General features: G+C 58.7%; 12 protein-coding genes. 8 read left to right on the top strand and 4 right to left on the bottom strand.

Features of this window, described 5'->3' with window-relative positions:
* Window positions 1-15: 15 nt before the first annotated feature.
* The 5 genes from ACF3ND_RS03425 to ACF3ND_RS03445 all read left to right on the top strand — a co-directional run bounded on the left by ACF3ND_RS03425 (window position 16) and on the right by ACF3ND_RS03445 (window position 5017).
* Window positions 16-981 (top strand): PDR/VanB family oxidoreductase, encoded by a 966-nt coding sequence (locus ACF3ND_RS03425; protein WP_394064254.1) that lies wholly within the window; start codon window positions 16-18, stop codon window positions 979-981.
* Window positions 982-1002: 21 nt separating this feature from the next.
* On the top strand, window positions 1003-1875 hold the full coding sequence (locus ACF3ND_RS03430; protein WP_394064256.1) for an NAD-dependent epimerase/dehydratase family protein: 873 nt from the start codon (window positions 1003-1005) through the stop codon (window positions 1873-1875).
* Between the two features lie 144 nt (window positions 1876-2019).
* Complete coding sequence (locus tag ACF3ND_RS03435) at window positions 2020-2544, top strand: NAD-dependent dehydratase (protein WP_394064258.1); 525 nt, start codon at window positions 2020-2022, stop codon at window positions 2542-2544.
* A 9-nt stretch (window positions 2545-2553) separates the two neighbouring features.
* Entirely contained in the window at window positions 2554-3726 is a 1173-nt protein-coding gene (locus ACF3ND_RS03440; RefSeq protein ID WP_394064260.1) for a DUF1116 domain-containing protein, read from the top strand.
* Window positions 3707-5017 carry an amidase gene (locus tag ACF3ND_RS03445; RefSeq protein WP_394064262.1) on the top strand — a complete coding sequence of 437 codons (1311 nt, stop codon included), beginning with the start codon at window positions 3707-3709 and terminating at the stop codon, window positions 5015-5017. Before ACF3ND_RS03440 ends, ACF3ND_RS03445 begins: the two co-directional genes overlap by 20 nt.
* 64 nt (window positions 5018-5081) lie before the next feature.
* Here ACF3ND_RS03445 and ACF3ND_RS03450 read toward each other — a convergent pair whose 3' ends face one another.
* The gene (locus tag ACF3ND_RS03450) at window positions 5082-5516 is read right to left on the bottom strand and encodes a hypothetical protein (RefSeq protein ID WP_394064264.1); all 435 of its coding nucleotides are present in this window, start codon (window positions 5514-5516) and stop codon (window positions 5082-5084) included.
* A gap of 246 nt (window positions 5517-5762) precedes the next feature.
* Complete coding sequence (locus ACF3ND_RS03455) at window positions 5763-7142, bottom strand: MFS transporter (RefSeq protein ID WP_394064266.1); 1380 nt, start codon at window positions 7140-7142, stop codon at window positions 5763-5765.
* 307 nt (window positions 7143-7449) lie between these two features.
* Here ACF3ND_RS03455 and ACF3ND_RS03460 point away from each other — a divergent pair, with 307 nt between their 5' ends.
* Window positions 7450-8370: a LysR family transcriptional regulator gene (locus tag ACF3ND_RS03460; RefSeq protein ID WP_394064268.1), complete on the top strand. Its 921-nt coding sequence runs from the start codon at window positions 7450-7452 to the stop codon at window positions 8368-8370.
* Window positions 8371-8410: 40 nt separating this feature from the next.
* Window positions 8411-8881 (top strand): lactoylglutathione lyase, encoded by a 471-nt coding sequence (gene gloA / locus ACF3ND_RS03465; RefSeq protein ID WP_394064270.1) that lies wholly within the window; start codon window positions 8411-8413, stop codon window positions 8879-8881.
* A gap of 112 nt (window positions 8882-8993) precedes the next feature.
* Here gloA and ubiD read toward each other — a convergent pair whose 3' ends face one another.
* The gene (ubiD, locus tag ACF3ND_RS03470) at window positions 8994-10538 is read right to left on the bottom strand and encodes a 4-hydroxy-3-polyprenylbenzoate decarboxylase (RefSeq protein WP_394064272.1); all 1545 of its coding nucleotides are present in this window, start codon (window positions 10536-10538) and stop codon (window positions 8994-8996) included.
* Between the two features lie 80 nt (window positions 10539-10618).
* On the opposite strand from ubiD, the gene ACF3ND_RS03475 reads away from it, so the two are divergent.
* Complete coding sequence (locus ACF3ND_RS03475) at window positions 10619-11458, top strand: transglycosylase SLT domain-containing protein (protein WP_394064274.1); 840 nt, start codon at window positions 10619-10621, stop codon at window positions 11456-11458.
* A 14-nt stretch (window positions 11459-11472) separates the two neighbouring features.
* On the opposite strand, the gene ACF3ND_RS03480 is transcribed toward ACF3ND_RS03475, so the two are convergent.
* Window positions 11473-12633 carry a pyridoxal phosphate-dependent aminotransferase gene (locus ACF3ND_RS03480; protein ID WP_394064276.1) on the bottom strand — a complete coding sequence of 387 codons (1161 nt, stop codon included), beginning with the start codon at window positions 12631-12633 and terminating at the stop codon, window positions 11473-11475.
* Window positions 12634-12735: the final 102 nt, after the last annotated feature.

A 12735-nucleotide genomic window follows, 5' to 3' on the forward strand; every position in this document is an offset into this window, starting at 1 on the left:
AGCAGGAGCAGCATCATGCAGCAAACATTGCAAACACGCGTGCTGAAAAAAACCAGGCTGTCGGATCGGGTCGTGGGCCTGACGCTTGGCCTGCCGAATGGCGCCGAATTTCCCGTCTGGGAACCGGGGGCGCATATTGAACTGGAGCTGGCTGTTTCCAAGACAGAGTCGCTTTATCGTCAATATTCGCTTTGTGGCCAACAGGCCAATACCCGTGAATGGCAAATAGCCGTTCTGAAGGAAGAGGCCGGTCGTGGCGGCTCTGCGTATATCCATGAGGTGCTGCAGGAAGGTGATGCATTGGCCGTCAGCATTCCGAAAAATCACTTTCCCTTTGCTGCCAACAAAAAGTGTTTCTTTATTGCCGGCGGCATCGGCATCACCCCCATCGTGCCCATGGTCCAGGCCGCTGCGGCAGCGGGCCTGGACTGGAGCTTGCTGTATCTGGCAAGGAACGCTGCTGATTTCATCTTTCTGCAAGAGCTGCAACAGGTGGATGGCTCACGCATTACAACGCATGCCTCCAACCAAGATGGCCTGTTTGATCTGCAGCGTGTCTTGCAGGCGCTGGACGAGCAGACCGTCGTGTATTCCTGCGGCCCGCAAGCCTTGCTCAACGCCTTGGAAAGCTACCGACAGGAACAGGCGGATATTGGCTGGCAGCTGGTACTGGAGCGGTTTTCTGTCGAAACCGGCGCCGGTCTGCTCGAAGGCAACAGCTTTACCGTGACACTGCGGAAATCGGGCAAAAGCATCACCGTGGCGGGCGATGAAACCATCCTGGCGGCCTTGAGGCGTGAAGGAGTACGGGTCAAGTGCTCATGCCGGAACGGCACGTGCGGAACCTGCGAAACCGTTGTGATTTCAGGTCTGCCCGAGCACCGGGACTTCGTGCTGTCCAAAGAAGAACGGCAGTCGAATGAAACCATGATGATATGCGTCTCGCGCGCCTTGTCAGACGAACTGGTTTTGGATCTATAACAATAAACAGGAGAAAACACCATGAAGAAAGTGGTGGTAACAGGCGGCTCGGGCCGCGTAGGGTCGTACGTGGTGCAGCAGCTGATGCAGACCATGGACGTGGTGGTGGCGGACTTGAAGCCCAGCCAGCACCCGGTATCGTTCATTCAAACCGACGTGATGGACCTGGAGGCGGTACGCGCAGCGACCAAAGGCGCGGATGCCGTCATTCATCTGGCTGCAATTGACTTCGACTGGAAGGCGGCCGAAGAGCAATACATCAATGTCAATGTGCGCGGTACATGGCATGTGCTGCAGGCTTGTCGTGAGAATGGCGTGAAAAAAGTGGTGCTGTGCTCCAGTATTTCCGCCTGCGGCCTGTCGGAAATGCGCGCCGACTGGAAGCCCCAGTACCTGCCGGTTGACGAGGCCCATGAAAACAAGCCTTACCAGGCTTACAGCGTCAGCAAAATCGTGATGGAGCAGATGGCAAAAAGCTTTAGCGACGCCACCGATATGGAAGTCATCTGCCTGCGTCCGCTGGCCGTTGTATTGCCGGAGACCATCGCCGAATACATCCAGTTTGTGGATGGCCCGGGCCGCAACTGGCTGTTCTATTACATCTGGGCGGCCGATCTGGCGCGTGCTTTCGAGGCCGCGGTCAATGTCCAGGGCTTGCGCTATGGTGTGTTCTTCATCAGCGCCGACGACACCTCGCATCCTTTGGCGACCACCGAGTGGTATCAGCGCATCATCGGCCCCGTCCCTGAAATCAAGAATCCTCGCTGGTACCAAAACAATCCGCGCGCTTCCATCTTCAGCAGCAGCGCCGCCAAGGAAATCCTGGGCTGGCAGCCCAGCACGGATTTCAAGCAATTACGTGAAGAATATGCGGCGGCGAAAGACCTTGCTTGACAGCGCCAACGTGAAGCCTAGCAATGATCGAAAACTTGAACACGGAGACTGGCCATGACCGGTATTAAAACAGGCACTTTGGACTGGACGGGCGACAACCCATTTATTTACTTGAAAACCGATCCTGATCAGGAATGGTCTTCCTTGTCTTTGTATTTCCGTATCGCCAGTTCGGAATACGGCAGCGGCCAGGCCATTCTGGTGCTGGACAAGCCTTACGAAGAGGGGGACGACAGCGACACCCGTTTGCTTGTCACCAACAACCAGCCCCTGGCCGAGTATCTGGTCCGCGACTTCGTGCGCCATTTCGGTCTGTTTCGCAAAGCGGTTGCGCTGGACAAATTGAAGATTCTCAGCGACGGAGTGTTTCATACGGTCAATCGCTTCCCCGAGCTCGTGACAGAGGCGGCGGAATCTGCCAGCGCCAATCTGAAAATAGAACTGCAATGGCATCAGATGACGCAGCAGGCCATCTGCGTGGACCTGCCGCAAAGCCAGACCCAGACCCAGAAGCATGAAATGATGTGCGTGTTCCACCCCGCGCAGCAGGCCCGGGTTCTGGTCAATGGCACTCCTTTGGCGGGCACCACGATCGAACGGGACTTCAATGGCGCGCGGGCGCAATCCGCCAGCCTGGCGAACAGTGAAACCTGGGTACGCGTGGCGTAAGGGGGCGAGATGGCTCAGCATGTGGATAAGAGCGCGCCAGCAGTCATGCCGTTCTGGACGGGAGTCAGACCGCTGCAACACCTTCTGCCGTCACAAGGCCGCCTGGTTCTGCATGCCGGGCCTCCTTTTCGTGATGCCCGGGAAATGCCTGCCGCCATACGTAACTCGGTGCTGGTCGGCATTCTGTATGAAGGCTGGGCATCCAGCAAGGCAGAGGCCCGGGCATTGTTGGATGAGGGAGGCGTGCAACTGGCGCCTGCACAGGATTACGGGGTCGTGGTGCCGCTGGCTGGAGTGGCCACTCCTTCCATGTACCTGATAGAAGTCAGCGATGGCAATCGGCCTGAGAACAAAAAATACTCGGTGCTGAATGAGGGGATGAAGTGGTGCACGCGCCTTGGCATTTTTGCCGATGAAATGGTGCCGCATCTGCGCTGGCTGCATCAGGACCTGGGGGCAGGACTGGCTGCCCGCTTCGAGGGCAGCGTGGACCTGTCCCCCATTCTGCAGGCCTCGCTACTCAATGGCGACGATGGCCATGCCCGCACCATGCATGCCTCTCGTTTGCTGGCTGACATTATTGTCTCGTGGGGCATTAATGACGAACACAGCAAGACCTTTCTTTACGGCGCGCCGGCATGGGCGCTGAACTACTGGATGGCGGCCAGCGCACTGATTTTGGCCACGCAGGAACAAGCCGAGGGCAGTGATCGGATTGTCAAGGTGGGCGGCAACGGGCTGCGTTTCGGTTTGCAATTGGCAAGCTCGAAGACCTGGCTGGTGGTGGATGCTCCGGCCATAGCCGGCAATAAAGATCCGGGCAATGAGCAGGCGGAAGCACTGGGCACATTAGGCGACAGCGCCGTGGTGGATTTTGTCGGGCTGGGGGGCCAGTGCCTGGACCTGGCCAGCTTGAGTGCCCAGAACCTGCAGGCTTTCCTGCCTGCTGATTACCTGAGCCGTCAACGCCGTTTTTTGTGCACCAGACTCCCATTTCTGGCTGGTCGCGCGGGCATCACCGATTTCAGCCATGTGATGGCCAGCGGCACGGGGCCCCTGGTGTTGCTGGGCATGATTGACGGAGCGGGGGAACGGGGGCGCATCGGCGGCGGCGTGGCGACTGTGGACGCCCAATTGTTGCGAACGCTTAGGGAGTGGCAGAGTGAAACGACAGTGGTTTAAGCAGCCTTTGCATCAATTGCTGCATGCGCTTCATACGGGGGAAGCAGGGCTGCCGGAGATTGCGGCTTCTTTCTATGAGCGCATTGCGACACGCGATGAAAAAATTGGCGCCTGGCAATATCTGATTGATCAGGAAGATTATCTGGCAGAGTACGAGAGCCGCAGGGAGTTTTACAGGGCATCGCCCTTGATGGGCCTGCCATTTGCGGTCAAGGACGTCATTGATACGGCCGGTATCCCCACCACCATGGGCTCTGTCATTCATCAGGATCGCATTCCTGACATGGACGCCTCTTGTGTCACTGCGATGAAAGCGGCAGGCGGCATTTTGATGGGCAAAACCGTCACGACTGAATTCGCCTATTTTCAGGCAGGCAAGACGAACAACCCTCATGACCCGGAGCGCACGCCAGGAGGTTCGTCCAGCGGCTCGGCTGCCGCTGTCGCTGATTACATGGTGCCTGTCGCTTTCGGCACCCAGACCGCTGCATCCGTGATCAGGCCTGCCTCCTACTGTGGTTGTATTGCTTATGTGGGCAGCAAGAACGAGTTCTCCCTGCGCAATATTCAGCCCTTGGCTCAATCGCTGGACTCGCTGGGCATCCTCGGCAACGATGTACTCGATATCATACTGGTACGGAATATATTGCTGCACAAATCTTTGAGCCTCGCCTTGCCAGGCAAGCACAGGTCCTGCGTTTTCGGTATTTTCTCCGGTGAGATCCTGGGCGCTGTGCAAGACAAGATGCTGGAGACGCTGTATGGCTGCCGGAAGGAGCTGTTGGAGCAGGGGCATCAGTGCATCGATTTTCCCTTGCCGCAGGCCATTGCCGAGCTAACTGCATTGCATGGCCAGATCATGTCCTATGAGGTGGCCCGCAACTTGATCCATGAGCAACAGCAGCCTGAAGCCTTGAGTACTCATATGCAGGATTTGATAAGCAGCGGCCTGGCTTTGCCATACCAGGATTACATTGCCGCCTTGCAAAGAGCCGATGCGATCAAGCACACGCTGCTGCAATGGTTTGACAGCAATGATGTCGATTTCATTCTTGCTCCTGCTGCATCAGGTGTTGCACCTTATAAAAGCGAAGGCACGGGAGCGCCTTTCATGAGTCGAGCCTGGCAGCTTGTGGGCCTGCCTGTGGTGTCCTTGCCTTTGGGGTATTACCAGAAAATGCCCATGGGCCTGCAACTGATAGGCAAGCCGCATCAGGACGATGCCCTGCTGCTGCAGGCCAGGCAGTTGCAGCAAAGGTTCTTGCATGCGGGCGCTGTACTTGCCGTGTGACTTGCCGCTTTTTCCACTTTGCGTCCTGTCTTTACAGGACGTTTTTTTATTCAAGCCGTTTTTTCTAAAGCTTGTGCAGAAAGTACTTTTCAAACAGCCATTTCAGGCCGTACAGTGCAGCAAAAACAAGGGCGACAATTGCCAGAAAATCAGCGCTGAACACGCTTTGCTGCTTATGGGGCAGCTCCAGATACACATGTTCATCCGCAGGCCGCGCATAGGTCATGGGGATGGCTGCCTTGGGCAGGTCTGCCTGCAAAATGATGTATCTGCCGTCATGGGCCGCCTGCAATAACAGCGTGTCCACCTTGATGGGGGGCGGGCTGTGCTCCCGATCGGTATTGCACAGATGCTTGGCGCCTGCTGCCCAGTTGTCATTGTCTGCAGGACAGTAGGCGTTGATGGTGTGACCATTGCTGAAATGAACATTCAGCCATCCTTCGGAACGCGAGGCGACATCGCTGCTTACCGTTACGTCAGTCAGGCTTATGGTGGTCATGGTGCTTATCCCTTTGGCAGGTTCAACGTCGTCCTTCAGTCTGCTGTAGGAGGGGAGCGAGTCTGCTTATGATGAGTTCTACAGAAGGCTATTCTATAGGAGCCGGTATGGGAATATGCTTTTTGTATAAACAGACTTTCGTTTTTGTTAATTGGATTTAATGTGAATCAATGTTTTCACGGCATAAAAAACAGCCCTGTAAAACAGGGCTGTCCAAGACTGAAAACGAGCAGGGAGTCTTATTGGCTAGCCGGCACTTGCCTTGCCCAGGCTGACAGCCGGCTTGGCATCATGTGCCGGTTCAGTGTGATAGCGACGCAAGGGCTTGTTGGCTGTCTCGGGCATCAAGATCGTGACCCAGAAGAAGCACAATACCGCCACCACGGTGACGTAAAAGGCCGGCGCCAGATAACTGCCGGTCTGGGCAGTCAGCCAGATGGCCAAGTAGGGAGCGGTGCCGCCGAAAACGGCGAAGGTGATGTTGTAGCACATGCTCGATGCGGTATAGCGCATGTCGGTGGGAAACATCTCGGACAGCAGCGTTACCGCCACGACACTGGCTGCAACCTGGCCAATGCCGATGATCAGCATGCCAATGATGGCCGCTTCCAGAGAGGCTCCCTTGCTGACGATGATGTAGGCGGGAATCGTGAACAACGCATGCCAGACAGCGGCGAACTGCATCATCCTGCGACGGCCCACTTTGTCGGAAATGACGCCGGCGATCGGTGTCAGCGCCGTCACGAAAAGCAGGGCAACCATATTGGCGGTCAGGGACTGTACCGGCGACAAGCCAATCACGGTACGCAAGAAGGTGTTCATGTAGGTGGAGAAAATATAGAAGGACAAGGCGTACAGCACGATGAATCCGCCCAGCTTCACGATGTTGTAGCCTTCCGCCTTGAAAACCTGCGAGGCCGTGTAGCTGACCTGGCCCTTTTTCTCCGCACGCATTTGCTGGAATTCAGGCGATTCGGACAAGTGGTCACGGATGAAGAAAGCCACAATACCCATTGGAATGGCCAGCAGGAAAATCGTGCGCCAGCCCCAGTCTCCCATGGCTTCGGTCCCTACAATTGCCGCCAGAGCCGCGCTGATCCCCGCGGCCAGCGCAAAGGCAAAGTAAGTCGCGCCCGACATGGCCCAGGCATAGGAATTGCGTTTGTTCATGGGGCTGTGCTCGACGGTGTATATGGTGGCGCCGGTATATTCACCACCTGCGGACAGTCCCTGGATGCAGCGGATGATGATCAGCAGAATCGGAGCCCAGATACCGATGCTGTGATAGGTGGGAATCAGGCCAATCGCTGCGGTCGATCCGGACATCAGCAGGACGGTCAAGGCCAGGATCTTTTTTCGGCCAATCCTGTCTCCCAGCTTGCCGAAGTAGATTCCCCCCAGCGGCCTTACGATAAACGACACCAGAAACACGGCAAAGGTTGCCAGCAACCCAGCCATCTTGTCTTCCGAGGGGAAGAAGTTCTGTGCGATATAGACGGCCATGTAGCCGAATAAAGCAAAATCAAACCATTCAACGATAGTGCCTGCCGCTGAACCCATCATTACTTTTTTAATATGGCCGGTATCGGTATGTCCCGATTCCGCCACCTTGGTTTCCCTTTGCATACTCATGTCTCCTCAAGTGCTGGGACTATCTGTTTTTTCTGAAATCAAACCCTGTGGGAATATTCGTTCTTATTATTTATAAGTTGGTGTAGGTCTTATTGATGTTCTTCCAAAGGTCGAATAGAGAATCGACTGGAACAGGACGGAATCCTCCTTGCTATCTGGGGCTGAATGAGGTCATGAGATCCTCGTGGATATGCTGGCCAGCACGTGATCGATAAGCTAAACCTCTGCAAATTGCTTGTCCATTCACTATTCGCGCACTATTATTGATCGTGACGTTAATAATAGAAAAACGAGCTGAGCCATGATCCCAGGTCGCCTCGACTTGCATCACTTGCGGGCCTTTAAAACGGTGGCCGAGCAGCTGCACTTCAAGAAGGCGGCCGAGCTGCTGCATATCACGCAACCGGGGCTGACGCGCATCATCAAGAAACTTGAAGATGACTTGCAGGTGGACCTGTTCGAGCGCAGTACCCGCCAGGTCAAACTGACCGCGGCTGGCTTCCTGCTTTTGCAAGAGATCGAGCAAGTATTCGTGCACCTGGAGCGGGGCATCGAGCTGGCTCAGAAAGCCAAGTTTGGTGATATCGGTCATTTGATCATCGCCTATAACGACTACGCCGTTCAGGATGTGCTGCCCAGAACGCTGGAACATTTCAAGCAGCAGTACTCCAACATCACCACCGACCTGCTATATATGCCGACTCAGCAGCAGATCCAGGGCCTGCAGCAGGGCAGCCTCGACCTGGGCTTCGGCTTTGCGTTTTCCGATGACCCTGAAGAGCTGGGGGTGCGGTGGAAGCCGGTGTGTCGCGATGATCCGATTGTGTTGTTGCAGAGCCATCATCCTTTGGCAAAGGAAAAGACCATTCCTTTGGTGGATCTCGCCAATGAACGCTTTGTGGTGGGCAGCAAGACTCACTGGCAGGTATGGCGGCGTTATTTTTATTCCTTGTGCCGTCATGCCGGGTTTCACCCCAATTCCGTGCAGGAAGCCAGCACCATTACCGGGATCATGAGCATGGTCGCGGCCAATATCGGCATTGCCATTCTGTCCCAGTCCCTGCGCAAGTACGTACACCGGGACCTGGTTGCGATTGATCTGGACTTGTCAGGGCAACACCCACAGTCCTTCATCAACATCATGTGGCAGGAAAGCAATGCCAACCCTTGCGTACCTTTGTTTATCCAGACCATCTCTTCAGGCTTGATGGCATCCACCTGATCGGCCTTGAGCATTTCTCATGGCTCTGTGACGAGCGGTCATGATTGAAGACGGGCGGTTTTGCTACATTGCAATTTTCAAATACATGCCCGTCTCCATGAGCACCTCTGAAATACAATTTGGCCTTGATCATGTCATGCTGCGCGTACTGGATCTGGAGCGATCCCTGGCGTTCTACAGAGACATTCTGGGCATGAAGATACTGCGGCGCACCGATTACGAATCAGGCAGATTCACCAATGTGTTTCTCAGCTTTGATGAAGCCACCCAGTCCAGCCTGGAGTTGACGTATAACTGGGACCAGCCGGAACCCTACGAAAAGGGCCGGGCGTTTGGTCATCTGGCATTGATGGTGAATGATGTTCATCAGGCTGTGCGCAAGCTGGAAGAGAGCGGGGTAAAGATAAAGACACCGCCCAAACAGATGAATCACGGCAAACGCACGATTGCGTTTGTGTTGGACCCCGATGAGTACCTGATTGAACTGGTGGAGCCGCTTGCATCGCCCTGACGAAGGCCTGCGTCCCGTTTGATGTGCCGTATGAAACAAAGACCAAGCGCCGCGATGACGCATGGTCTTTGTTTATCTCTGGGCCGGCCTGTCGTTCAAGGGGCTGTTGCGCCTACAGCCCCAGGGACGACCACATGTAATCCACTTTCTTCCGGGTGGCGTCGTCCATCTTGATCGGCACGCCCCATTCGCGCTGGGTCTCGCCAGGCCATTTGTTGGTCGCATCCATTCCCATCTTGCCGCCCAGCCCGGATACCGGCGAAGCAAAGTCCAGATAGTCGATCGGTGTGTTTTCCACCAGCACGGTATCGCGCACCGGGTCCATGCGCGTGGTCATGGCCCAGATCACTTCCTTCCAGTCGCGCGTGTTGACGTCCTCGTCGACCACCACGATGAACTTGGTGTACATGAACTGGCGCAGAATGCTCCAGACCCCGAACATCACGCGCTTGGCGTGGCCGGCATACTGCTTGCGGATGGAGACCACGGCCAGCCGGTAGCTGCAGCCTTCGGGCGGCAGGTAGAAGTCAACGATTTCCGGCAGCTGCTTGCGCAGCAGCGGCACGAATACCTCGTTCAGGGCCACGCCCAGCACGGCCGGCTCGTCCGGCGGCTTGCCGGTGTAGGTGCTGTGATAGATGGGCTTGCGGCGCATGGTGATGCGCTCCACCGTGAACACCGGGAACCAGTCCTGCTCGTTGTAGTAACCGGTGTGATCGCCATAGGGGCCTTCCAGCGCCATTTCATAGCCGCTGTCGGGCGGCGGGTTCACGCCCTCGGGCACGACGGGGGCCAGCGCGTCCGGATGGCTGCCGGGCAGGATGTGGCCTTCCAGCACGATTTCCGCCCAGGCGGGCACGGACAATTCGCTGCCCAGGGCCTTGGCCACTTCCGTGCGCGAGCCGCGCAGCAGGCCCGCGAACTGGTATTCGGACAGGCTGTCGGGTACCGGGGTGACCGCGCCCAGGATGGTGGCCGGATCCGTGCCCAGCGCCACGGCGATGGGAAAGGGCTGGCCGGGATGGGCCAGGGCGTGGTCGCGGAAGTCCAGCGCGCCGCCGCGGTGCGAGAGCCAGCGCATGATGAGCTTGTTGCGGCCGATGAGCTGCTGGCGGTAGATGCCCAGGTTCTGTCGCTTGGCGTGCGGCCCCTTGGTGATCACCAGGCCCCAGGTCAGCAGGGGGGCCACGTCGCCCGGCCAGCACAATTGCAGCGGAATCTGGTTCAGGTCCACGTCCTTGCCTTCCAGGACGACTTCCTGGCAGGCGGGCGAGCGCACGTTCTTGGGGCTCATGTCCCAGAGCGCGGATTTCAGCATGGACACCTTGGCCAGCGCATCGCGCATGCCGCGCGGCGCCTCGGGTTCTTTCAGAGAGGCCAGCAGCTCGCCGGTCTCGCGCAGGGCCGACACGTCCTGCGCGCCCATGCCCAGAGCCACGCGCTGCGGCGTGCCGAACAGATTGGCCAGTACGGGCATGGCGGCGGGAGCACCGTTGTGCTGCGCATTTTCGAACAGCAGGGCCGGGCCACCGGCGCGCAGCACGCGGTCGCTGATCTCCGTCATTTCCAGGCGGGTCGACACCGGCTGCGTAATCCGCTTCAGATCGCCACGCGCTTCCAGCTGGGCAATAAAGTCTCTCAAGTCACGGTATTTCACAGATGAAAGTGGCTCCGGTTACATTTGATTGGATCGTTAAGGTTAACATCGGGCAGTCTGCAACACTAAGGATGCCACGGATGGTCTTCCAGGAAATGGATCATGTGCTCAGTCGTTCGGCTCGCACCCTGACGTATCGCGTCGGCGAGCTGGTGCACGTCTGCGCCATGTACCTGGGCATTGCCGTGCTGGTCACGATCGCCGCCTGCGTGGTCGTGCCCTCGATGCGCGCCCAGTTTAACCAGCTTTACACCGGACTCGTGCAAACCCTGCGTCCGGAAGCGGTGAAATACGACGCCTACAGCCAGGCCGTCTGGCCTGCCGAGCAGCAGCTGCAGGATGAACCGGCGGCCGACGCCAGCTTGACGCCGGCCGAGCAGCGCCAGGCCGTGTCGGCCTACCAGGGCTTCATGCGCAACTTGCGCGCCTCGGTGGCGGGCCAGCCGGTGGAAGGCGTGACGCCCGCCCAGATGCAGGCCCTGCGCAGCTACCTGGCCCGCAAGTACAAGATCGCCCACTCCGTGGCCGGGGCCCTGATCCACACCGCCTTCATCGTGGGCAAGGAAAAGAATCTGGATCCGCAGCTGATCCTGGCGGTCATCGCCATCGAATCGCGCTACAACCCGTATGCGGAAAGCCATGTGGGCGCGCAAGGCCTGATGCAGGTCATGACCAAGGTGCACAAGGAAAAATTCGACATCTACATGGAGGGCACGCTGGCGGTGCTCAGCCCCGAAGCCAATGTGCGCGTGGGAGCCCAGATCCTGTCCGACTGCATACGGCGGCGGGGCTCCGTCGAGGGCGGTCTGGCCTGCTATGTGGGCGCCACGGGGCCGAGCGACGGCGGCTACGGGGCCAAGGTCCTGGCCGAACGGCGCCGCATCGCCCTGGCTTCGGGCATTCCCATCCGGACGGGCTGAGCCCGCCCCTGGCGTCAGCGTCCCAGGAAGCGGCCCAGGCGGGCGATGGCTTCCTGCAGGCGATCCATGCCGGTGGAGTAGGCCAGGCGCAGGGTGTAGGAGGCATGCGCATGGCCGAAGTCGCGGCCCGGCACGGCGGCCACGCCGGCTTCGTGCAGCAGCAGGTGCGAGAACGCGTCGCTGTCCTGGCTGTGTTCCCGGATGTCGGCGTAGATGTAGAAGGCGCCGTCGGGGCGCACCGGCACGCGCAGGCCCAGGCGCTCGAGCTCGGGCAGCAGGTAGTCGCGGCGCTGCTTGAAGGCCAGGCGGCGCTCTTCGTAGATGGCCATGGTTTCGGGTTCGAAGCAGGCCAGGGCGGCGTGCTGGGCCAGCGAGGGCGCGCAGATCGCCAGGCTGGAGGCCATGCGCTCGCAGACCGCCGTCATCCAGGCAGGGGCGATGATCCATCCCAGGCGCCAGCCCGTCATGTGGAAATATTTTGAGAAGCTGTTGATGACGATGATGTCCTGATCCAGCGTAAGGGCGCTGAGCGGCGCCTCTTCATAGAACAGGCCCAGGTAGATCTCGTCCATGATGATGAAGCCGTCGCGGGCGCGCACTTCGGCGATCAGCTCTTTCAGGGCGGGGCGCGAGATGGTGGCGCCGGTGGGGTTGCTCGGCGAGGCGATCAGTACGCCGCGCGTGGCGGGGCCCCAATGCTCACGGATGTGCCGGGCGCTGAGCTGGAAGCGTTCGTCGGCGCTGGCCGGGATCAGGCGCGCCACGCCGCCGGCGGCCGTGATGAAGTTCTGGTTGGCCGGGTAGGAGGGGTCGGGCATCAGCACTTCGTCGCCCGGGTTGATCAGCGCCAGCGTGGCCAGCGACAGGGCGCCGGAGGCTCCGGCCGTGACCAGGATGCGGGATGGGTCCACGCGCGCGCGGAACTGCTGTTCGTAGTACAGCGCGATGCGCTCGCGCAGCGCTGCCAGGCCCGCCGGCGCCGTGTACTGGCCCAGTCCTTGTTCGGCCGCCCGGCGCAGGGCTTCCACGACCGGCTGGGGCGCGGTGAAGTCCGGCTCGCCTATGCCCAGGCTGATGATGTCGCGGCCGGCGGCCTGCAGGGCATTGGCTTGCTTGAAGAGTTCCACGGCGTGGAAGGGAGCGACCAGTTCGGTGCGGCTGGCGAGGCGGGACATACGGCAAATCTCGGGCAAAAAGTGTATTGTAGTGCGTTGCTCGAAAGGGCAACGGGGCGGCCTGGACCGCGCGTGCGCGGCGCGCAAGGGTCGGCCTGTCTC

The organism is Alcaligenes sp. WGS1538 (assembly GCF_043187505.1).
Lineage (GTDB): Bacteria > Pseudomonadota > Gammaproteobacteria > Burkholderiales > Burkholderiaceae_B > Alcaligenes.